The sequence below is a fragment of the Streptomyces sp. NPDC093510 genome, from assembly GCF_040683555.1.
In the GTDB taxonomy this organism is placed as follows: Bacteria; Actinomycetota; Actinomycetes; order Streptomycetales; family Streptomycetaceae; genus Streptomyces.
This window is the reverse complement of record NZ_JBFBEE010000004.1, coordinates 432021-451193: the sequence shown is the minus strand read 5'-3', so window position 1 is coordinate 451193 and position 19173 is coordinate 432021. Positions and strand designations below refer to the sequence as shown.

17 protein-coding genes are annotated in these 19173 nt (G+C 70.9%); 9 read left to right on the top strand and 8 right to left on the bottom strand.

From position 1 onward, the window contains the following. The first annotated feature begins 36 nt into the window (after positions 1-36). From AB0N81_RS09140 to AB0N81_RS09130, 3 genes are all read left to right on the top strand, one after another. Positions 37-735, top strand: coding sequence for an SDR family NAD(P)-dependent oxidoreductase (locus tag AB0N81_RS09140; RefSeq protein ID WP_365356975.1), 699 nt, complete (start codon positions 37-39; stop codon positions 733-735). Further along, positions 732-1796, top strand: a complete 1065-nt coding sequence (locus tag AB0N81_RS09135; protein WP_365356974.1) for an S-adenosylmethionine:tRNA ribosyltransferase-isomerase — start codon at positions 732-734, stop codon at positions 1794-1796. The genes AB0N81_RS09140 and AB0N81_RS09135 overlap by 4 nt, the downstream gene beginning before the upstream one ends. Before the next feature lie 322 nt (positions 1797-2118). Continuing rightward, positions 2119-2817 (top strand): transglycosylase SLT domain-containing protein, encoded by a 699-nt coding sequence (locus tag AB0N81_RS09130; RefSeq protein WP_365356972.1) that lies wholly within the window; start codon positions 2119-2121, stop codon positions 2815-2817. 115 nt (positions 2818-2932) lie between these two features. On the opposite strand, the gene AB0N81_RS09125 is transcribed toward AB0N81_RS09130, so the two are convergent. After that, positions 2933-5533, bottom strand: a complete 2601-nt coding sequence (locus AB0N81_RS09125; protein WP_365356970.1) for an FHA domain-containing protein — start codon at positions 5531-5533, stop codon at positions 2933-2935. Between the two features lie 266 nt (positions 5534-5799). Between AB0N81_RS09125 and AB0N81_RS09120 the strand changes: the two genes are divergently transcribed. Together AB0N81_RS09120 and serB are read left to right on the top strand one after the other, a co-directional pair. Further along, positions 5800-7575 carry a streptophobe family protein gene (locus AB0N81_RS09120; RefSeq protein WP_365356968.1) on the top strand — a complete coding sequence of 592 codons (1776 nt, stop codon included), beginning with the start codon at positions 5800-5802 and terminating at the stop codon, positions 7573-7575. A 562-nt stretch (positions 7576-8137) separates the two neighbouring features. Beyond that, positions 8138-9352 carry a phosphoserine phosphatase SerB gene (gene serB, locus AB0N81_RS09115; protein WP_365356967.1) on the top strand — a complete coding sequence of 405 codons (1215 nt, stop codon included), beginning with the start codon at positions 8138-8140 and terminating at the stop codon, positions 9350-9352. A gap of 68 nt (positions 9353-9420) precedes the next feature. Here serB and AB0N81_RS09110 read toward each other — a convergent pair whose 3' ends face one another. The 4 genes from AB0N81_RS09110 to AB0N81_RS09095 form a co-directional block, all read right to left on the bottom strand. After that, a complete protein-coding gene (locus tag AB0N81_RS09110; protein ID WP_365356965.1) occupies positions 9421-9939 on the bottom strand; it encodes a histidine phosphatase family protein in 519 nt (172 codons plus the stop codon). Between the two features lie 89 nt (positions 9940-10028). Continuing rightward, entirely contained in the window at positions 10029-10244 is a 216-nt protein-coding gene (locus tag AB0N81_RS09105; RefSeq protein WP_365356964.1) for a hypothetical protein, read from the bottom strand. Positions 10245-10415: 171 nt separating this feature from the next. After that, positions 10416-10532, bottom strand: coding sequence for an SGM_5486 family transporter-associated protein (locus AB0N81_RS09100; protein WP_254374049.1), 117 nt, complete (start codon positions 10530-10532; stop codon positions 10416-10418). 43 nt (positions 10533-10575) lie between these two features. Then, positions 10576-11898, bottom strand: a complete 1323-nt coding sequence (locus AB0N81_RS09095; protein ID WP_365356963.1) for an MFS transporter — start codon at positions 11896-11898, stop codon at positions 10576-10578. An 87-nt stretch (positions 11899-11985) separates the two neighbouring features. On the opposite strand from AB0N81_RS09095, the gene AB0N81_RS09090 reads away from it, so the two are divergent. Beyond that, positions 11986-12672, top strand: coding sequence for a FadR/GntR family transcriptional regulator (locus tag AB0N81_RS09090; RefSeq protein WP_365356962.1), 687 nt, complete (start codon positions 11986-11988; stop codon positions 12670-12672). Here the strand turns inward: AB0N81_RS09090 and AB0N81_RS09085 are convergent. From AB0N81_RS09085 to fabG, 3 genes are all read right to left on the bottom strand, one after another. Then, the gene (locus AB0N81_RS09085) at positions 12656-13072 is read right to left on the bottom strand and encodes a hypothetical protein (protein WP_365356961.1); all 417 of its coding nucleotides are present in this window, start codon (positions 13070-13072) and stop codon (positions 12656-12658) included. The two genes, AB0N81_RS09090 and AB0N81_RS09085, sit on opposite strands and share 17 nt — an antisense overlap. A 127-nt stretch (positions 13073-13199) precedes the next feature. Further along, on the bottom strand, positions 13200-13970 hold the full coding sequence (fabI, locus tag AB0N81_RS09080) for an enoyl-ACP reductase FabI (protein WP_365356960.1): 771 nt from the start codon (positions 13968-13970) through the stop codon (positions 13200-13202). Between the two features lie 4 nt (positions 13971-13974). Next, positions 13975-14694 (bottom strand): 3-oxoacyl-[acyl-carrier-protein] reductase, encoded by a 720-nt coding sequence (gene fabG / locus AB0N81_RS09075; RefSeq protein ID WP_365356959.1) that lies wholly within the window; start codon positions 14692-14694, stop codon positions 13975-13977. Between the two features lie 186 nt (positions 14695-14880). On the opposite strand from fabG, the gene AB0N81_RS09070 reads away from it, so the two are divergent. From AB0N81_RS09070 to tyrS, 3 genes are all read left to right on the top strand, one after another. Further along, complete coding sequence (locus AB0N81_RS09070; RefSeq protein WP_365356958.1) at positions 14881-16404, top strand: TldD/PmbA family protein; 1524 nt, start codon at positions 14881-14883, stop codon at positions 16402-16404. Beyond that, on the top strand, positions 16401-17795 hold the full coding sequence (locus tag AB0N81_RS09065; protein ID WP_365356957.1) for a metallopeptidase TldD-related protein: 1395 nt from the start codon (positions 16401-16403) through the stop codon (positions 17793-17795). The genes AB0N81_RS09070 and AB0N81_RS09065 overlap by 4 nt, the downstream gene beginning before the upstream one ends. A gap of 70 nt (positions 17796-17865) precedes the next feature. Next, positions 17866-19131: a tyrosine--tRNA ligase gene (gene tyrS / locus AB0N81_RS09060; protein ID WP_365356955.1), complete on the top strand. Its 1266-nt coding sequence runs from the start codon at positions 17866-17868 to the stop codon at positions 19129-19131. Positions 19132-19173 lie beyond the last annotated feature (42 nt).

The window sequence follows — 19173 nt, the reverse complement described above, 5'->3', positions numbered from 1 at the left end:
AGGACGACGGTCAGACGAACCGAGGGGACGGATGTCATGCCGGTAGCGATCATCACGGGGGCTTCGAAGGGGCTGGGGCGCGCGCTGGGCGGGGCTCTCGCGGAGTCCGGCTGGAATCTCGTGCTCGACGCGAGGACCGCCGCGGCCCTGGAGGGCTCGGCGCGTGAGCTGAGCAGGTACGGCACGCGCGTGGAGGCGCTGGCCGGGGACGTCACCGACGCGGGGCACCGGGCGGACCTGGTGGCCGCGGCGCGGCGCCTCGGCGGGCTCGATCTGCTGGTGAACAACGCGAGCGCGCTGGGCGCCGAGCCTCTCGTACGGCTGGACGGGCTGGCGCTCGACGGGCTGCGGGCGGCCCTGGAGACGAATGTGGTGGCGGCTTTGGGGTTGGTGCAGGAGGCGTTGCCGTTGCTGCGGGAGTCGGGGGGTGCGGTGTTGAACCTCAGCTCCGACGCGGCTGTGGAGGCGTACGAGACGTGGGGCGGGTACGGCGCCTCCAAGGCCGCCCTGGATCACCTTTCGGCGGTCCTCGCCGAGGAGGAGCCCGGGGTGCGGGTGTGGGCCGTGGATCCCGGGGACATGCGGACGGATCTGTATCAGGCGGCGGTGCCCGTCGACGACCCGTCCGGGCGGCCTCTTCCGGAGACGGTGGTGCCCGCCTTCCTGCGGGTGATCGCCGAGCGGCCCGCCAGTGGTCGTTACACGGCTCCCGCGCTGCTCGCGGGTGCGCGATGAGCGTGCTCGGCGCGCCGCTGTGCGTGCCGGACGCGCTCGTCGCCCGGGTGCCGGCCGAACAGCGGGGTCCCGGGCGCGGGAGGGACGCGGTGCGGTTGCTGGTGTCGCACGGCACCGAGGTCACGCACCACGCGTTCGCGGAGCTGCCCGCGCTGCTGCGGGCCGGGGACCTGCTCGTCGTCAACACGTCCCGGACCCTGCCCGCGGCGGTGGACGGCAGGCTCGGGCACGCGCGCGTGGTGGTGCATTTCTCCACCCGGGGCACTGACGGGCGGTGGGCCGTGGAGCTGCGGGACCCGGACGGGAAGGGCACTACACGCGCGCGTGCCGGTGGCCCGGCCGGTTCGGTCGTGCGGCTCTCCGGAGACGTACGCCTTGTATATGAGGAGCCGGTGGCGGCGGAGAGCCGGCGGTTGTGGTGGGTGCGGGTGTCGGGGGATGTGCCCGGGCTGCTCCGGAGGCACGGTCGCCCCATTCGTTACTCCTATACAGAGAGGGACCAGCCGCTCTCCGCGTACCAGACCGTGTTCGCGCTGCCGTCGCCGGACGGGGCGGGGAGCGCGGAGATGCCGAGTGCGGGGCGGCCGTTCACGGCGTCGATGGTGGCGGAGCTGGTGAGCAGGGGGGTGCAGTTCGCGCCGGTGGTGCTGCACACCGGTGTCGCCTCGCAGGAGGCGCACGAGCCGCCGTACCCGGAGCTCTTCGAGGTGTCGGAGGTGTCGGCTCGGCTGATCAACGCCGCGCGGGCAGCCGGGGGCCGGGTCGTGGCGGTCGGTACGACGGCCGTGCGCGCCGTCGAGGCCGCCGCGGGGCCCGACGGTGTGGTGCGGGCGGCGGCGGGCCGGACCGAGTTGGTGGTGACCCCGGAGCGCGGGGTTCGGGTGGTGGACGGCTTGCTGACCGGGCTCCACGAGCCGGAGGCCTCGCATCTGCTGATGCTGGAGGCCGTCGCGGGGCGTGCGGCGATCGAGCGGGGTTATACGGAGGCGGTAAGCCGTCTCTACCTGTGGCACGAGTTCGGCGACGTGCACCTCCTCCTCCCGGATGAGGGCCCTCACTGAGAGCATTGCGACGGCAACTCTTGGTGAGGCCGTTACGTCGCTGATGTGAGCCCGCGCATAGGGCGCACGTCACGTACGAAGACCCCTAGTTGATGAGGAATCCCTTAAAGGGGACGGGGTAGATGCCCGCTTTGGGAGTCCGTGTGCCCCCTGATCCACTACCCGGCATCGTACGTCACATCTTTGCCACACAATTTTGCGGCCGCTAAGAATTGCTCAGTCGCTCGGCGCCGCGGTCCTCCCGACCGCGGCGTTTTGCCGGACAGCACCATGTCCCCGCCGGCCGTGAGCGACCTCCGCTATTCGAAGAGGTCCAACTCGCATGTCCATGCACAACACCCCCGGCCATAGTCGCGCCACTGTGACCAAGGCCCAGAAGTTCTCGATCGCCGGTGTCGCCACGCTCGGCGCCGCTGCCCTCGCGTTCTCCCTCGTGCCGGGCAGCGCCGATGCGGGAACCGAGACCCAGAGCCTCGATACCGCCCCGGTGGCCTTCAAGCAGAACGTCGAGGCCGAGCAGGCCGTCCGCGCCGGTGTCATCAAGCAGCACAGCAGCGCCGACAAGAAGGCCCAGGACGCCGCCGCGAAGGCCGCCGCCGACAAGAAGGCCGCCGACGAGGCCGCCGCGAAGAAGAAGGCCGAGGACGAGCGGAAGGCCAAGGAGGCCGCCAGCCGCGCCGCCGCCCGCAAGCCGGTCTACACCAACAACCTCGACGGCTGGATCCGCCAGTCCCTGGACATCATGAAGGCCAAGGGCATCCCCGGTTCCTACGAGGGCCTGCACCGCAACATCATCCGTGAGTCGGCGGGCAACCCGCAGGCCGTGAACGGCTGGGACATCAACGCCATCAACGGCACCCCGTCGATCGGCCTGCTCCAGGTCATCAAGCCGACGTTCGACGCGTACCACGTCGACGGCACCTCCACGAACATCTACGACCCGGTCGCCAACATCACGGCCGCGGCCAACTACGCCGCCGACCGGTACGGCTCGATGGACAACGTGAACGGCGCCTACTGAGCCTTGATCGCCTGATCACTGGACCTCTTCAGCCGAAGATGAGGTTCTCAAGACGCCGAAGGGCGGCACCCCGCACGGGGTGCCGCCCTTCTCGTGTGCCCGGAGGCACCGGGGGTCACTTGCGCATGACCTCCGGCTCGTGGCGGCGCAGCAGGCGCGCGACCGCGATGCCGCAGACGACGCCGAGCGCGAGCAGGATGGTGATGTTGATGCCCCACTGGCTCGCCGAGTGCTCCCACAGCGGGTCCAGGTCGTTCGGGTTCTTCGGGTCCCACGGCGGCATCAGGTGCGCGAGGTCGAGCGTGGCGCCTGCGCCGGCGATGGCCCAGCGGGACGGCATCAGCCAGGCGAACTGCTCCAGGCCGGGCGAGCCGTAGACCTGGAAGAGGACGCCGGTGAACACGACCTGGACGATCGCGAACATGACCAGGAGCGGCATGGTCTTCTCGGCGGTCTTCACCAGCGAGGAGATGACCAGGCCGAACATCATCGAGGTGAAGCCGAGCGCGATGATCGTCAGGCAGATCTCCACGGCCGGGGGCATGATCAGGCCCTCTTCCGGCATGTCACGGCTCGCGAAGCCGATGCCGCAGATGATGACGCCCTGGATGGCCGTGATCACGCCGAGGACGATGACCTTGGACATCAGGTACGCGGAGCGGGAGAGGCCGGTGGCCCGTTCCCGTTCGTAGATGACGCGTTCCTTGATCAGTTCTCGTACGGAGTTGGCCGCGCCCGAGAAGCACATGCCGACCGCGAGGATCAGCATGATCGTGCCGGCGTCGCCGTTGAACTTGACCGGCGGTTTCGGCGGGGCGAGGCCGAAGTCGGCCGGGATGACGACGCTGACGATGCCGAGGACCGCGGGCAGGATCACCATGAGGCCCATGAAGCCCTTGTCGGAGGCGATCACCGAGGTGTAGCGGCGGATCAGGGTCCACAGCTGTGAGCCCCAGCCCTGTGGCTTCGGCGGCTTCACCGCCTGCGGCGGCGGCATCTGTACGGACTGCGCGGCGACGGCGTCGATGTCCGCGGCGTACATCTGGTAGTGCTGCGAGCCCTTCCAACGGCCCGCCCAGTCGTAGTCGCGGTAGTTCTCGAAGGCGGAGAAGACGTCGGCCCAGGTGCTGTAGCCGAAGAAGTTCAGGGCTTCCTCCGGCGGGCCGAAGTACGCCACCGAACCGCCCGGCGCCATCACCAGGAGCTTGTCGCAGATCGCCAGCTCGGCGACCGAGTGCGTGACGACGAGGACCGTGCGGCCGTCGTCGGCGAGGCCGCGGAGCAGCTGCATGACGTCGCGGTCCATGCCCGGGTCGAGGCCGGAGGTCGGCTCGTCCAGGAAGATCAGCGACGGCTTGGTCAGGAGCTCCAGGGCCACCGAGACGCGCTTGCGCTGGCCACCGGAGAGGGAGGTGACCTTCTTCTCCTTGTGGATGTCCAGCTTGAGCTCGCGCAGCACCTCGTCTATACGGGAGTTGCGCTCGGCATCCGTGGTGTCGGCCGGGAAGCGCAGCTTGGCCGCGTACTTGAGGGCCTTCTTGACGGTCAGCTCCTTGTGCAGGATGTCGTCCTGCGGGACCAGACCGATGCGCTGCCGCAGCTCGGCGAACTGCTTGTACAGGTTGCGGTTGTCGTAGAGGACGTCGCCCTGGTTGGCGGGCCGGTAGCCGGTGAGCGCCTTGAGCAGGGTGGACTTTCCGGAACCCGAGGGGCCGATGACCGCGATGAGCGACTTCTCCGGGACGCCGAAGGAGACGTCCTTGAGGATCTGCTTGCCGCCGTCGACCGTGACCGTGAGGTGGCGGGCCGAGAAGGAGACGTCACCGGTGTCGACGAACTCCTCGAGCTGCCCGCCGACGAGGCGGAACGTCGAGTGGCCGACGCCGACGATGTCGTTCGGGCCGATGAGGACCGTCGAGGACTTCGCGATCGGCTGACCGTTGACGTACGTGCCGTTGTGCGAGCCGAGGTCGTGGATCTCGAAGCGGCCGTCGGGCGTCGCCGTGAACTCGGCGTGGTGACGCGAGACCTGCAGGTCGGAGACGACCAGCTCGTTCTCGAGCGCACGGCCGATGCGCATCTTGCGGCCCAGTGCGAGCTGGTGGAACGTCGTCGGGCTGCGGTCGCCGTAGACCGGCGGGGCCCCCGCGGCGCCGCCGGTTCCCGGGGTCTTCTGCGCGTACTGCTCGGCAGGGCCGCCCTGCTGCTGGGGCACGTGCGGCTGGTGCTGCTGCTGAGGCTGGTGCTGTTGGTGCTGCGGCGGCTGTTGCTGCCAGCTCTGCTGCTGCGCCTGGTAAGGGGCCTGCTGCTGGGGTGCCTGCTGCTGGGCCTGCGCGGCCCAGTCCGGAGCCTCCTGCTGGTGCTGCTGGTTCTGCTGGGCCTGCTGCTGCGGTGCGGAGACGGCCGCGGCGGGCGCCCCCGCCGCGCCGCCGGACACGTTCAGCAGCGGACCGTCGGTCGCGTTGCCGAGGTGCACGGCCGAACCGGGTCCGATTTCCATCTGGTGGATCCGCTGGCCCTGCACGAAGGTGCCATTGGTGCTGCCGTGGTCCTCAATGACCCAACTGTGCCCGCTCCAGCTGATCGTCGCGTGCCGCCAGGAAACCCTGGCGTCATCGAGCGAGATATCCCCTTGCGGATCACGTCCGAGGGTGTACGGCCTGGACGCGTCCAGCGCCCAGGTCCTGCCATTCAATTCCAGTACGAGTTCCGGCACTCCATGCCCCACTGAGTTGTCCCCCGAGCTAGCCCCCATCGGTGGGGAGTCTAGGGATGTCGAACATCGGGAGGAACTATTTCAGGCGGAGGGCTCTGACCGAAAGTCGGGCCTTGTGAAGACTGCGTACGCGTGTGACGGGTTGCCCCGTTGACGGGGAAGAAACCGCCCCGGAGAGTAGTAAGCGCCCATCAGTGCATACGGATCATGCGCATTGAGAGCATTCCGTGCATTCAGGGCAACGTGCCGCGGTTCGGGGGGTCCTGATGCAGGCCGACGTATATGAGGGCGAGAGCCGGGGCGTTCGGTGGGGCGACGTGCTGATCTCCGCGATCGCCGCGGTGAGCTGGGCCCTGGTCGGCATGGCGGGGACGGCCGCACTCGGACTGCATCTGCTCGGCGCCGACGCGATCGGTGCGCTCGGGCCGATGACGGCTGCGACCGTCGCGCTGGGCGCGGGAGGTTCGGTGACGCCGTCCGGCGACGTCTCGGCGTTCGGCCTTGAGGGTGCCGAGGCGACCACAACAGTCGATATTGCGCCACTCGGTGTGGGTTTGGTCGGCGCGCTGCTCCTCGCCCACTTCTTCCTGCGTTCTCTGCGCGGGGCGGGGGTTGTCATCTCCCCCGCCGAACTCGCCGCGCGCGTGAGTGCGGTGATCGCCCTCTTCCTCGCGATGCTCGCGGGGCTCGCCTGGGCGGGGCACGACGTCATCACGATCGACGGCAAGCAGCTCGGCATCGACAAGGGGGTCGAGGAGGGCCTCGACCGGCTGCCGGGCGGCATCGGCGACAAGCTGCCCGACGGGCTCGGGGACGTCGGCGGGCTCCTCCCCGACCGGCTCGGGGACCTGGTCGAGGCGGAGGCCTCGGTCGGCTTCACCGTGGACACCGGTCCGACGCTGCTCGGCGGGGCGGCGTGGGTCGTCGGCGTCCTGCTCATCGCGCTGCTCGCGTCCCGGCGCACGCCGCTGCCCCGGCGCCTCGACGGGCTGCACCGGGTGGTGCGGCCGGCCGTCTCCGCGCTGGTCACGGTGGTGCTGGTGACGGTCGCCGCGGGGCTCGCGGCGGCGGCGTACGCGATGGTCGGCGACGACCACCCCAAGCGGATCGCGGGCGCCGCGCTGCTCGGGGCGCCGAACGGGGTGTGGCTCGGGCTGCCCGTCGGGCTCTTCGTGCCGTGGGACGGCAGGGCGACGGGCGAGCTCGCGCGCTTCCTGCCGGACCCGGTGGACGATCTCCTGACGGGGCCGTCCGACAAGGCGCTCACGCTCGGGCGGCTCGCCGAACTCGACGGGCGGGTGTGGCTGTTGGGGGTCGCTGCGGCGGTGACGATGCTGTTCGCGGGGGTGCTGACGGCCGTACGGACTCCTTATACAAGGGATGCACGAGATGTGGGAGATGCGCGAGATGTAGGACGTATAGGAGATACGCGAGGTGTACGAGGTGAGACGTCCGCTCCGGGCTTCGTGGGCCGGTGCGGGGTGCGGCTCGGGGTGGTGACGGCGCTCGGGCTCCCCCTGCTGGCGTGGCTGACCGCGGTCTCCGCCGACGCCTCCCTCTCCGTGTTCGGCTTCGACGCGTTCGGCGCGGGGGTAGAGCTGCACGGGCGACTCGGGGCGGCGGCGCTGTTCGGGGCGGCGTGGGGGTTGGGGGCGGGGTTGGTGGGGGCGTTGCTCTCGGTGGCCGTGGGGGCGGCGGGGGGCGGGGCGTCGTGGTTCGCGTCGGGGGCGGGGTCGGGCTCGACGGTGGCGGCGGCGCCGGATCCGGTCTCCTCGGCGATGCCCGGGGCGCGCTCGGCGTCCGGGGCCGGGCCGTACTCCCCCGGTGCTCCGCACCGGCCGCCGAACCCCGACACGAACCCCTACCTGCGTCCGCCCCCGTCCGCACCCCGCGACGTCTCCGGCGCCCCGACGATCATGGGCCCAGTGGTCCCACCACCCCCGCCACCCCGCCGCCGCTCCCACTCCTCCGACTGGCCCCCACCACCTCCTCCCCCACCTCCACCTCCACCTCCCCCGAAGAACCCACGGAGACCCGACTGATCGCAGCCGGGGCGGTGGGGGCGACCCGGACACGCGTGGCAGGCCGCGCCTGGTCCCTACCGGGGGCGGACGAGCGAGCGGGGGCAGCGCGGTGGGGCGTACCGGAAAAGGGAGACCCGACTGATCGCACCCGGGGCGGTGGGGGCGACCCGGACACGCGTGGCAGGCCGCGCCTGGTCCCTACCGGGGGCGGACGAACGGGCGGGGGCAGCGCGGTGGGGCGTACCGGAAAAGGGAGACCCGAGTCATCGCACCCGGGACGATGGGGGGCGACCCGGACACGCGTGGCAGGCCGCGCCTGGTCCCTACCGGGGGCGGACGAACGGGCGGGGGCAGCGGGGTGGGGCGTGCCGGGGAAAGGGAGGCCTGACTGATCGCACCCGGGGCGCTGGGGGCGACTCGGACACGCGTGGCGGGCCGCGTCTGGTCCATGCCGGGGGCGGACGAGCGAGCGGGGACAGCGCCGTGGGGCGTGTCGGGGAAGTGAGGGTGTGTAGGGGGTGTCCGGGTGGCGGACCGGTGGGGCGGGGAGGGAGAGGGGGCGGATACCGTAGGGATCACCATGAGCGCTTCGCAGCCCCCGCAGCCCGCCGACATCCCGACGCTCCTCGTCAAGATCTTCGGCAAGGACCGCCCCGGCATCACCGCCGGTCTCTTCGACACCCTCGCTGCCTACTCCCTCGACGTCGTCGACATCGAGCAGGTCGTCACCCGTGGCCGGATCGTGCTGTGCGCGCTCGTGACCGAGCCGCCCGCCGGTCTGGAGGGCGACCTGCGGGCCACCGTCCACAGCTGGGCGGAGTCCATGAGAATGCAGGCCGAGATCATCTCCGGCATCGGCGACAACCGGCCGCGCGGCCTCGGGCGTTCGCTCGTGACCGTCCTCGGCCACCCACTGACGTCGGAGTCGACGGCCGCGATCGCCGCCCGGATAACGGCCACCGGCGGCAACATCGACCGTATCTTCCGACTCGCCAAGTACCCGGTCACCGCCGTCGAGTTCGCGGTGTCCGGCACCGAGACCGAGCGGCTGCGCACCGCCCTCGCCATAGAGGCCGCACGGCTCGGCGTGGACGTCGCGGTCGTGTCGACGGGCCTGCACCGCCGCGCCCAGCGGCTCGTCGTGATGGATGTCGACTCGACGCTCATCCAGGACGAGGTCATCGAGCTCTTCGCCGCGCACGCCGGGTGCGAGGACGAGGTCGCCGAGGTGACGGCGGCCGCGATGCGCGGGGAGCTGGACTTCGAGCAGTCGCTGCACGCCCGCGTGGCGCTCCTGGCGGGGCTCGACGCGTCGGTCGTCGACAAGGTCCGCTCCGAGGTGCGGCTCACGCCGGGTGCCCGCACCCTCATCCGTACCCTCAAGCGCCTCGGCTACCAAGTGGGCGTCGTCTCGGGCGGGTTCACTCAGGTCACCGATGATCTGAAGGAACGTCTCGGCCTCGACTTCGCGCAGGCCAACACCCTGGAGATCGTCGACGGCAAGCTCACCGGCAAGGTGACCGGTGAGATCGTCGACCGTGCGGGCAAGGCCAGGCTGCTGCGCCGCTTCGCCACGGAGGCCGGGGTGCCGCTGGAGCAGACCGTCGCGATCGGCGACGGCGCGAACGACCTCGACATGCTGAACGCGGCGGGGCTCGGCGTCGCCTTCAACGCCAAGCCCGTGGTCCGCGAGGCCGCGCACACCGCGGTGAACGTCCCCTTCCTCGACACCGTCCTCTATCTCCTCGGGATCACCCGTGAAGAGGTCGAGGCGGCCGACATGCACCTGGACTGACGTACACCACCTGTCGAAGGGCCCGGCACCAGTGGTGCCGGGCCCTTCACGGTGGACGGAGGGAGGAGCTACTCGGACGGCGCCCAGTAGTCGACGAGGGTGGCCACGCCCGGCTCGAGCGCCTTCCATGAACCGGCGTACGTCAGGACGGCGAAGGCCGCGGTCGGGAAGCCCCGGCGGTTCAGCCGCTCTCTGGCGTCGCCCTCGGACTCCCCGGCGAGGACATCGGTCAGCCCCTGGACGCCGGGGTTGTGGCCGATCAGGACGAGGTTCTGCACGTCGTCCGGGGTCTCGTTGAGCACGGCGATCAGTTCGCCGGGGGAGGCTTCGTACAGCCTCTCCTCGTAGACGGTCTTCGGCCGCTGCGGGAGCTCCTGGACGGCGAGCTTCCAGGTCTCGCGGGTCCGGGTCGCGGTCGAGCAGAGGGCCTGGTCGAAGGGGATGCCGCTGTCGGCCAGCTTGCGCCCGGCGACGGGGGCGTCCCGGCGGCCCCGCTCCGCGAGCGGCCGCTCGTGGTCGGAAACCTGCGGCCAGTCGGCCTTCGCATGCCGGAAGAGGACAATCCTGCGGGGTTCTGCGACGCTCATGCATCCCAGCTTCGCATGAAACGCGCCATGGGGCGCAGGGAGTTGGCGTGGTCCCCCGGCGCGGGTGACTCGCCCGGTGACACGGGCTCTCAGGAGGCCGTGCGCAGGATCATCGTCCGTATGCGTTCCAGGAGGTTCGTGACGACCGGCTCGCTGGTCGCCGCGTGCGCGTCCACGGGGTTCAGGATGAGCAGGAGCAGGGCCGCGAAGGCGATGGCGGGGAGGGCGATGGCCCACCACGGGAGCTGGATCTCGACGCTGCCCGACTGGGCCGGGTCGCGCCGGGTGTGCGATCGGGCCGACATGCCGCCTCCGTGGTCTCCGAGTGGTCCGTTCGTGCCGCTCGTCGCGGGCACAACTCGAAGTTAGGCGATCGGCGGCCCTCAACCCATCCGGAGATCCACCCACTTGACCCTGAGACTGACCCCCTAGGGGATGGGGGTGCTAGCCCCACCATCACCCTGTCGGGGGCCGGGTCACGGCGAGGCGATGGAGGCGACGATGCCGATGATCACGGTGATGGCCAGCATCGCGCCGAGCACGATGAGCAGCTTCTTCTGGCCGTTCTGGGGGTTCGGGTCGAGGACGGGCATACGGCCAGTCTCGCACCCTGTGCCCGCCTGCCGCCCGGCGGGGTCAGGCCGCCTCGGCCCTGGCCGCCACCTCGTCCTCGACCGTGCGGTTGCGGCCCGCGAGCGTACCGATGACGATCTGCGGCACCATCAAGCCCGCCATCAGGGCGATCGGCAGCCCCCAGCCGCCGCTGTGCTGGTAGAGCACGCCCACGAGGAGCGGTCCCGGGATCGAGATCAGGTAGCCGGTGCTCTGCGCGAAGGCGGACAGCTTGGCCACGCCCACGCTGCTCTTGGCCCGCATGCCCACCATCGTGAGGGCGAGCGGGAAGGCGCAGTTGGAGATGCCGAGCAGCAGCGCCCAGACCCAGGCGCCGCCCGCGGGGGCGAGGTAGAGGCCGGCGTACCCGGCGAGTCCGCACGCGCCGAGGACGATCACGACGGGGCCCTGGTTGGTCAGGCGCGTGGCGACCCTGGGGATGACGAACGCCAGGGGCACGCCCATGGCCATGGTGACGGCGAGGAGCACGCCCGCCTCGCCCGCGGGGACGCCCGCGTCGCGAAAGATCTGCGGCATCCAGCCCATCGTGATGTACGCGGCCGTGGCCTGGAGGCCGAAGAAGACGGCGAGGGCCCACGCGGTGCGGCTGTGGGTGATGCGCAGCCCCGCGTCCTCCTGGCGTACGGCCGGGCTGACGTGCTCGGGCGCGGCGGTGGCGGCCGTGCCCCGGTCGCGGACGAGCGGGATCCACGGCACGACGGCGACGACGGCGAGCGCCGCCCACACGGCGAGGCCGGTCTGCCAGCGTCCGCCGAGACCGTCGGTGAGGGGCACGGTGGCGGCCGCCGCGATGGAGGTGCCGAACGCGAGGGCCATCGAGTAGAGGCCGGTCATCGAACCGACCCGGTCCGGGAACCAGCGCTTGACGATGACCGGCATCAGGACGTTGCTGACAGCGATGCCCGCGAGGGCGAGGGCAGTGCCCGCGAGGAAGCCCGCGGTGCCGCCGATGAAGGGCCTGAGCACGAGGCCCGAGGCGATGGCGGCCATGCCGACGCACACCACCGCGCTGGGCCCGAAGCGGCGGGCGAGGCGGGGCGCCATCACGCCGAAGAACGCGAAGCAGAGGGGCGGCACGGAGGTGAGCAGTCCGGCGAGGGTGCCGCTCATGCCGAGGCCGTCGCGCACCTCTTCGAGGAGGGCGCCGAGGCTGGTGATGGCGGGGCGGAGGTTCATGGCCGCGAGGACGATGCCGACGATGACGAGTCGCGTCGCCCACGCGCGCGTGGGGGCCGGTTTCTCCGGCGTCCCGGTGCGTGTCGACGTCTCTGCGCGTGCCGGGGGTGTTGCTGTCGGCGCCATCGTCCCAATTTCCTCGCTAGCCATAGGGCCATCATAGAATCATGGGATGATTGGCTGTCCAATCCGTTTGCGTCACACCGCTCATCCACAGGCCACGCACGAAGGAACGTCATGCCGTTGACCACTCCTCGCCGTTCGGCACTCTCCGAACAGGTCATCTCCGAGCTGCGCAACCAGATCTCGTCGGGCGAGTGGCCGGTCGGCTCCCGCATCCCCACCGAGCCCGAGCTGGTCGAGCAGCTGGGCGTGGCCAGGAACACGGTCAGGGAGGCCGTGCGCGCCCTCGCGCACAACGGCCTGCTCGACATCCGGCAGGGCTCGGGCACCTACGTGATCGCCACCAGCGAGCTCGCGGGCGTGATGCAGCGCAGGTTCGCCGACGCGGACCCGCGGCACATCGCCGAGCTGCGCAGCACGCTGGAGTCCAGCGCCGCGAAGCTCGCCGCCGAGCGCCGCACCGAGCGCGACCTCAAGCAGCTCGATGCCCTGCTGACGCGCCGCGAGGAGGTCTGGGCGTCCGGGGACGCGGAGGCGTTCGTGACGGCCGACGCGACGTTCCACATGGCTGTCGTCGCCGCCTCGCACAACGACGTCATGATGGCGATGTACGCGGACCTCGGCGAGGTGCTGCGGGACTGGCTGCGCGAGGACATCGGCGAGGAGCTCACCCCGGAGTCGCACATGGACCATGCCCGTCTGGTCGACGCGATCCGTGTGGGTGACGCGGAGGCCGCCGCTTCGGAGGCCGCGGGCTACCCCTTTATGTGCCGCCCGGAGCGGTTCACTTCTGGTGGCTGACCCAGACCGAGCGGACCTCTTTCCAGCACCGCCCGGTGAGGCGCACCGTCATCGCGGGCCCCGCCTCGACGGGGCGGGAGTCGGTGTCGATGTCCCACCACCGGTAGCACTCCACGTGGAGGCGGACCCGGTCGGTCTCGGGGTAGGGGTTGTGGCAGTGGGCGACGACGTGCGAGCCGACGACGCCGGTGCGGCACGCCGAGCCGAAGGGCCGGGGCTTGTCCTTGTCCACGCGCGCGTGGGCAGCGTCCTGGTCCGCGCGCGCGTGGGCAGCGTCCTGGTCCGCGCGCGCGGGGGAAGCGTCCTGCGGCGCGCGCGCGGGGGAAGCGTCCTGCGGCGCGGCACTCGGCGCGACGACCACAAGAGCGAGAGCCAGGGGCACCGCACCGGAGAGACGCACACTCCAGAGTGCGCGGCACTCCCCCGCCGCCGCCCGGCCGGGGGGCCGAACGGGTGAGGCCCCGCCTCCCGCGCGCTGCGGGGGACGGGGCCTCGGGAACGTACCGTATGCCTGGCGAAGTGCCTGGTCAGGCGCCCATCATGTGCACGCCGCCGTCGACGTGGACGATCTCGCCGGTGGTCTTCGGGAAGAAGTCCGAGAGCAGGGCGACGATGCCGCGGCCCGCGGGCTCCGGGTCGGCCATGTCCCAGTTCAGCGGGGAGCGGGTGTCCCAGACCTTAGCGAGGTCCGAGAAGCCCGGGATGGACTTGGCGGCCATGGAGCCGAGCGGGCCCGCGGAGACGAGGTTGCAGCGGATGTCCCGGGAACCGAGGTCGCGCGCCAGGTAGCGGCTGGTGGCCTCCAGGGCGGCCTTGGCGGGGCCCATCCAGTCGTACTGCGGCCAGGCGAACTGCGCGTCGAAGGTCAGGCCGACGACCGCGCCGCCCTCCTCCGGCATCAGCGGCAGGCAGGCCATGGTCAGCGACTTCAGGGAGTACGCCGAGACGTGCATGGCCGTGGCCACCGACTCGAACGGCGTGTTCAGGAAGTTGCCGCCGAGGGCGTCCTGCGGGGCGAAGCCGATGGAGTGGACGACGCCGTCCAGGCCGCCGAGCTCCTCGCGGACGATGCCCTCGAGGCGGTCCAGGTGCTCCTGGTTGGTCACGTCGAGCTCGATGACCTTGGCGGGCTTGGGGAGCTTCTTGGCGATGCGTTCGGTGAGGGTGGGCCGCGGGAAGGCGGTCAGGATGACCTCCGCGCCCTGCTCCTGAGCGACCTTCGCCGCGTGGAAGGCGATGGAGGACTCCATCAGCACACCCGTGATCAGGATGCGCTTGCCGTCGAGAATTCCGCTCATGTGATCAGTGACCCATGCCCAATCCGCCGTCAACGGGGATGACGGCTCCAGTGATGTACGAGGCGTCGTCCGACGCGAGGAACTTCACCACGGAGGCGATCTCCTCGGGCTGCGCGTAACGGGCGAGCGGCACCTGGGCGACGATGCCCTCGCGCTGCTCGTCCGAGAGCACCTTGGTCATGTCGGTGTCGACAAAACCCGGGGCGACGACGTTGAAGGTGAGGTTGCGCGAACCGAGCTCGCGGGCGAGCGAACGCGCGAAACCGACCAGACCGGCCTTGGAGGCGGCGTAGTTCGCCTGCCCGGAGCCGCCCAGCAGGCCCACGACCGAGGAGATGAGGACGACGCGGCCCTTCTTGGCGCGCAGCATGCCGCGGTTGGCACGCTTGACGACGCGGAAGGTACCGGTGAGGTTGGTGTCGAGGACGGACGTGAAGTCCTCCTCGGTCATGCGCATCAGGAGCTGGTCCTTGGTGATGCCGGCGTTGGCGACCAGGACCTCGACGTTCCCGTGCTTCTCCTCGATCTCCTTGTATGCCTGCTCCACCTGTTCGGCGTCGGTGATGTCGCACTTGACGGCGAGGACACCGGCGTCGGTGAGTTCCTTCGGCGGCTCACCCGAGCGGAAGGTGATCGCGACCTTGTCGCCGGCGTCGGCGAAAGCGCGGGCGATGGCGAGGCCGATGCCCCGGTTTCCTCCGGTGACGAGAACCGAGCGGCTCAACGGATCACCCTTTCGGTAGCGGTCTGGTACCTCGAAAACCTATCGGTACCTCCCGTCATACGGAGAATCGACGACCGACAGTGGCGCAGAGGAGTCGCTGTCGGGTCCCTACAGAAAACCCTGGCCCCCAGGACGTCGGGCGCGACATGATCTGACCTGACCAGTGCCGACAGCAGGGAGACATCCGTGCCTCATTCCATCGATGAAGCCTTCACGGCGCTGCCGCTGCGGGCTCTCGCCGACGCCGCGCTCGCCCGCGCGCGGGCGCTCGGCGCCGACCACGCGGACTTCCGCCTGGAGCGGGAGCGCAGCGCGTCCTGGCAGCTGCGCGACGCCAGGCCCGCGGGTTCGTCCGACTCGACGGACCTCGGGTACGCGGTCCGTGTCGTGCACGGCGGCACCTGGGGCTTCGCCTCCGGTGTCGACATGACGATGGACGCGGCGGCGCGGGTCGCCTCGCAGGCCGTGGCGATGGCGAAGCTGTCCGCGCAGGTCATCAAGGCCGCGGGGTCCGACGAGCGCGTCGAGCTCGCGGACGAGCCGGTGCACGAGGACAGGACGTGGGTCTCCTCGTACGAGATCGATCCGTTCTCCGTGCCGGACGAGGAGAAGGCGGGGCTGCTCGCCGACTGGAGCGCGCGGCTGCTCGCCGCCGACGGGGTCGCGCACGTGGACGCCTCGCTGCTCACCGTGCACGAGAACAAGTTCTACGCGGACACGGCGGGGACGGTGACGACGCAGCAGCGCGTGCGGCTGCACCCGCAGCTGACCGCGGTGGCCGTCGACGAGGCGAGCGGTGAGTTCGACTCGATGCGGACGATCGCGCCGCCGGTGGGCCGCGGCTGGGAGTACCTCACGGGGACCGGCTGGGACTGGGAGAGCGAACTCTCCATGCTTCCTGAGCAATTGGCGGAGAAGATGGGGGCGCCGAGCGTCCGGGCCGGCTCGTACGACCTCGTGGTGGACCCGTCCAACCTCTGGCTGACGATCCACGAGTCCATCGGCCACGCCACCGAGCTGGACCGCGCGCTCGGCTACGAGGCGGCGTACGCGGGCACGTCGTTCGCCACCTTCGACCAGCTCGGCAAGCTGGCGTACGGCTCGTCGCTGATGAACGTGACGGGCGACAGGACCGCCGAGCACGGGCTCGCGACCGTCGGGTACGACGACGAGGGCGTGGCCGCGCAGTCCTGGGACCTGGTCAAGGACGGCACGCTGGTCGGCTATCAGCTGGACCGGAGGATCGCGAAGCTCACCGGCTTCGAGCGGTCCAACGGCTGCGCGTACGCGGACTCCCCCGGCCATGTGCCGGTGCAGCGCATGGCGAACGTGTCGCTCCAGCCGGACCCCGGCGGGCTCTCCACGGAGGACCTGATCGCGGGCGTGGACCGCGGCATCTATGTGGTCGGCGACCGATCGTGGTCCATTGACATGCAGAGGTACAACTTTCAATTTACCGGGCAGCGCTTCTACCGGATCGAGAACGGGCGGCTCGCCGGACAGCTGCGCGATGTCGCCTACCAGGCGACCACCACCGACTTCTGGGGCTCGATGGCCGCCGTCGGCGGGCCGCAGACGTATGTCCTCGGTGGCGCCTTCAACTGCGGCAAGGCCCAGCCGGGCCAGACCGCCGCGGTCTCGCACGGCTGCCCGTCCGCCCTGTTCCGGGGCGTGAACATTCTGAACACCACGCAGGAGGCCGGCCGATGAGCCGCAGCGCCACCAAGCCGCACGAGATCGTCGAGCGCGCCCTCGAACTGTCCACCGCCGACGGCTGCGTCGTGATCGCCGACGAGGAGTCGACGGCGAACCTGCGCTGGGCGGGCAACGCGCTCACCACCAACGGCGTCACCCGCGGCCGCACCCTCACCGTCATCGCCACCGTCGACGGCAAGGAGGGCACCGCGTCCGGTGTCGTGAGCCGCTCGGCCGTGACCGCGGACGACCTGGAGCCGCTGGTGCGGGCCGCCGAGGAGGCCGCACGCGGGGCGGGCCCCGCCGAGGACGCGCAGCCCCTGGTGTCCGGCACCGCCGCCTCCCCCGACTTCACGGACGCCCCCGTCGAGACCTCGTCGGCGGTCTTCGCGGACTTCGCCCCGGCGCTCGGCGAGGCGTTCGCCAGGGCCCGCGCGGGCGGGCGGGAGCTGTACGGCTTCGCGAACCACGAGTTCGTGTCGAGCTATCTCGGTACGTCGACGGGGCTGCGGCTGCGGCACGACCAGCCCACCGGCACGCTGGAGGTCAACGCCAAGTCGCCGGACCGCACCAAGTCGGCGTGGGCGGGGCGGGCCACCCGTGACTTCAAGGACGTCGACCCCGGGGCGCTCGACGCGGAGCTCGCACAGCGCCTCGGGTGGGCCGAGCGGCGCATCGACCTGCCCGCCGGGCGGTACGAGACGCTGCTGCCGCCGACCGCCGTCGCGGACCTGCTGATCTACCAGATCTGGTCGTCGTCGGCCCGCGACGCCGCCGAGGGCCGCACGGTGTTCTCCAAGCCGGGCGGCGCCACGCGCCTCGGCGAACGCCTCACCGAGCTGCCGCTGACGCTGCGCAGCGACCCGTACGAGCCGGGCCTGGAGTCGGCGCCGTTCGTGCTCGCGCACTCCTCGGGCGGTGACGCCTCCGTCTTCGACAACGGTCTGCCGCTGGCCGCCACCGAGTGGATCAGCGCCGGTGAGCTCGCTCACCTCGCGACCAGCCGGCACAGCGCGGGCCTGACCGGGCTCCCCGTGACGCCGGCCGTCGACAACCTCGTCCTGGACGGTGGCGGCGACCGCTCGCTGGACGAGATGGTCGCGGCCACCGAGCGCGGACTGCTGCTGACCTGCCTCTGGTACATCCGTGAGGTCGACCCGGCGACGTTGCTGCTCACCGGGCTGACCAGGGACGGCGTGTATCTCGTCGAGAACGGCGAGGTCGTGGGCGAGGTGAACAACTTCCGGTTCAACGAGTCGCCCGTGGATCTCCTGGGCCGGGCGACCGAGGCGGGCCGCACGGAGAGGACGCTGCCGCGCGAGTGGGGCGACTACTTCACCCGGGCCGCGATGCCCGCGCTGCGCGTCCCGGATTTCAACATGAGTTCGGTCAGCCAGGGCGTATAACCTCGGACCCTGCACGTCCGTGCAGCCCATCAGTACATGGACCCAGTACACCCGAGGAGACGCGAGACCCGTGACGGACATCGTCGACGAGCTGAAGTGGCGGGGGCTTTTCGCCCTGTCCACCGATGAAGACGCACTGCGCAAGGCGCTCGCGGACGGTCCCGTCACGTTCTATTGCGGCTTCGACCCGACCGCGGCGAGCCTGCACGTGGGGCACCTCGTGCAGGTCCTCACCGTGCGCCGGCTCCAGCAGGCGGGGCACCGCCCGCTGGCGCTGGTGGGCGGCGCGACCGGCCAGATCGGCGACCCGCGGCCGACCGCCGAGCGCACCCTGAACGACCCGGAGACGGTCGCGAACTGGGTGGCCCGGCTGCGCTCGCAGATCGAGCCGTTCCTCTCCTTCGAGGGCGAGAACGGCGCGACGATGGTGAACAACCTCGACTGGACCGCGGGCATGTCCGCGATCGAGTTCCTGCGTGACATCGGCAAGCACTTCCGCGTGAACAAGATGCTGACCAAGGACTCCGTGGCCCGCCGCCTGGAGTCCCAGGAGGGCATCTCGTACACGGAGTTCAGCTACCAGCTGTTGCAGGGCATGGACTTCCTGGAGCTCTACCGGCGGTACGGCTGCACGCTGCAGACCGGCGGCAGCGACCAGTGGGGCAACCTCACGGCGGGCATCGACCTGATCCACCGCCTGGAGCCGGACGCCGCGGTGCACGCCATGGGCACGCCGCTGATGCTCAAGTCGGACGGCACCAAGTTCGGCAAGTCCGAGGGCGGCGCGGTCTGGCTCGACCCGACGATGACCACGCCGTACGCGTTCTACCAGTTCTGGCTGAACACGGACGACCGGGACATCTCGACGTACATGCGGATCCTGTCCTTCAAGTCCCGCGAGGAGCTGGAGGAGATCGAGAAGCAGACCGAGGAGCGGCCTCAGGCCCGTGCGGCGCAGCGCGCGCTCGCCGAGGAGCTGACCACACTGGTGCACGGCGCGGACCAGTGCGCCGCGGTCATCGCCGCGTCCAAGGCGCTCTTCGGCCAGGGCGAGCTCGCCGAGCTGGACGAGGCGACGCTGGCCGCGGCGCTCTCCGAGCTGCCGCGCATCGAGGTCGCCGAGCTCGGCCAGGTCGTGGACCTGCTCGCCGAGGTCGGCCTGGTGGCGAGCAAGTCCGCCGCCCGGCGCACGGTCAAGGAGGGCGGTGCCTACGTGAACAACGTGAAGGTCGCCGCCGAGGACGCCGTGCCGGCCCGTGCGGATCTGCTGCACGGACGCTGGCTGGTGCTGCGCCGCGGCAAGAAGAACCTGGCCGCGGTCGAGGTCACGCGGTAGCCGCGTCCGCACACGGAAAGGGGCCGGTCCTGGTGGACCGGC